Genomic DNA, 2475 nt, shown 5'->3' on the forward strand with positions numbered 1-2475 from the left:
CCGGGGGCTATCTGCGCGGGGGGGGGGGGGGCGCGCGCGCGCCCGGGGCGGGGGGGGCGCGCGGGCTCCGCCCCCCCCCCCCCTTCGCGTGTCCCGGCCGCGGACCGTCCGGGCCGGCGGGAGGTGCGGTTACTCGGCCTCGCCGTACAGCGTGCGGGTGACCGAGGGGTTCAGCAGGGCGACGATGCCGGCCAGGCCGAGGGCGGCGGTGGCGACGGCGGCCGCGGTCATGGCGCCGCCCACCTGCCACATGTAGTAGGCGACCGGCAGGCAGATCGAGTGGGTCAGCACCGCGGGGCTGCGGCCCCAGCGGCGGCCGCGCAGCAGCGCCCGGCCGGCCAGCAGCGGCAGCAGGCCCATCACCAGCAGCACCACCGCGCCCGCCTCGCTGCGGCCGAGCCAGATGTGGTTGCCGGCCAGCCCGGCGACGACGTCGTACAGGCCCCAGACGGCCAGTGCGGCGCCCTCCAGGAGGGTGATCGCGGCACCGACCACCAGGGCGGTGGGACGGCCGGTCCGGGGCGCGTCGGGGGCCTTCGCGCCGGGCGCGGGAACGGGCGAGGGGTGGGCGGTTTCAGCGGTCACCCCAGCAGGGTAACCGTCGCGGTCCCGCTACCCACCCGTAGGCTGATGCCCATGCGCGCTCTCCTGGTCGTGAACCCGAAGGCGACCACCACCAGTGGACGCACCCGCGACGTGCTGATCCACGCCCTGCGCAGCGACCTCAAGCTGGAGGTCGTGCAGACCGAGTACCGCGGCCACGCCGGCGACCTGGCCCGCCGGGCCGCCGAGGACGGCTCGACGGACCTGGTGGTGGCGCTGGGCGGCGACGGCACCGTCAACGAGGTCGTGAACGGCCTGCTGACCCATGGGCCGTCCGAGCGGGTGCCGCGGCTGGCGGTGGTCCCGGGGGGTTCGACCAACGTCTTCGCCCGGGCGCTGGGCCTGCCGAACGACCCGGTGGAGGCGACCGGCGCCCTGCTGGACGCGCTGGCGCACGGGCGGGAGCGCGCCATCGGCCTGGGCAAGGCCTTCAGCGAGGGCGAGCCGGACCGCTGGTTCACCTTCACCGCGGGGCTGGGCTTCGACGCCGGCGTGGTGGGCCGGGTGGAGGAGCAGCGCAGGTCGGGGCGGCGCTCCACGCACGCGCTCTACGTCAGCCAGGCGCTCCGGCACTATGTTACCGAGCGTGAACATCGGCGGAACGGCCCGATCACCCTGGAGATCAACGGTCAGGAGCCGGTGCCGGGCCTTGTTCTGTCGATAGTCAGCAACACCTCGCCGTGGACCTTCCTGGGGAACCGGCCGGTGCTGCCCTCCCCCGCCGCGTCCTTCGACACCCATCTCGACATCTTCGGCATCACCCGGATGACGGCGTTCGGCACCGCTCGAACGGTCCGTCAGATTCTGCGGTCGCACACCCCTGCGGACGGGCAGGGCGAAGCCCCCGGGCCCGCCGGGAAGCACGTCGTCTCCTATCACGACGTCCGCCACTTCACCTTGGTTTCACAGGAACCGGCCCCGTTCCAGGTCGACGGGGACCACCTTGGAGACAGGAGTCGCGTCAGTTTCACAGGCGTTCGGCGGGCACTGCGTGTGATTGTGTGACCGGAAGGGGGGTCTGCCCTTGTTCTCGAACGCGCTAGCCCCCTTCACCCCATAGAAGTACGGGCTGTGAGCTAGGCGACACCGAAGAATCAAAAATTCCTCCCCGAAGGGGGTTGTATCCGGGCCCGAGGTTTGCGAACCTCTACATGGCGATCGGGAGACGCCGCAGCGGGACAAGCGGAGACTCCCTCGAATCGCCCGAACCCCACCCCAGCACAGACCACCCGGGCCCGATGGGCCTTTGGTCCCTTTTGCTGTTGCGGGATTCGTGAAAGCGTTCACATTCACAAACCGTCGATTGCGTCGGCCCGGGCCACCGCCCGCCGACCGGAGGAGTTGGACGACCATGGACTGGCGCCACCGCGCTGTCTGCCGCGAAGAGGACCCGGAGCTGTTCTTCCCGATCGGGAACACCGGTCCTGCTCTGCTGCAGATCGAGGAAGCCAAGGCCGTGTGCCGCCGCTGTCCCGTCATGGAGCAGTGCCTGCAGTGGGCACTGGAGACCGGCCAGGACGCCGGCGTCTGGGGCGGCATGAGCGAGGACGAGCGCCGTGCGATGAAGCGCCGCGCCGCCCGCAACCGCGCCCGCACCGCCTGACACACCGTCAGCACCATCTGATCGACACACGATCACAGGTCCTGTCTTCCCAGCAGTCCAGGACCTTCCGTACGAAGGGTCCCGCACCACGGCGGGACCCGCGCCGACGCCGAGCGGCCCGGGTACTTGATACTGCTCACTGAGAGCAATATCGTGGACCTGAGGCGCTCACCGTGTGCAACACGACGAGGGCGTCGCACCACCCAGAGCCCCCGTTCCGGCCGACTCCCCCCGACGGCCGGAACGGGTTGAGAGGCCCTGTCGACCCA

3 protein-coding genes are annotated in these 2475 nt (G+C 71.4%); 2 read left to right on the forward strand and 1 reads right to left on the reverse strand.

The window, feature by feature from the left end; genetic code table 11:
* Nucleotides 1-129: 129 nt before the first annotated feature.
* Entirely contained in the window at nt 130-585 is a 456-nt protein-coding gene (locus ACFV0G_RS38275) for a hypothetical protein (protein WP_380558161.1), read from the reverse strand.
* A 51-nt stretch (nt 586-636) separates the two neighbouring features.
* On the opposite strand from ACFV0G_RS38275, the gene ACFV0G_RS38280 reads away from it, so the two are divergent.
* Nucleotides 637-1608: a diacylglycerol/lipid kinase family protein gene (locus ACFV0G_RS38280; RefSeq protein ID WP_380558164.1), complete on the forward strand. Its 972-nt coding sequence runs from the start codon at nt 637-639 to the stop codon at nt 1606-1608.
* A 346-nt stretch (nt 1609-1954) separates the two neighbouring features.
* Nucleotides 1955-2206 (forward strand): WhiB family transcriptional regulator, encoded by a 252-nt coding sequence (locus ACFV0G_RS38285; protein ID WP_014138019.1) that lies wholly within the window; start codon nt 1955-1957, stop codon nt 2204-2206.
* Nucleotides 2207-2475: the final 269 nt, after the last annotated feature.

The sequence above is a fragment of the Kitasatospora sp. NPDC059571 genome, assembly GCF_042735675.1.
In the GTDB taxonomy this organism is placed as follows: Bacteria; Actinomycetota; Actinomycetes; order Streptomycetales; family Streptomycetaceae; genus Kitasatospora.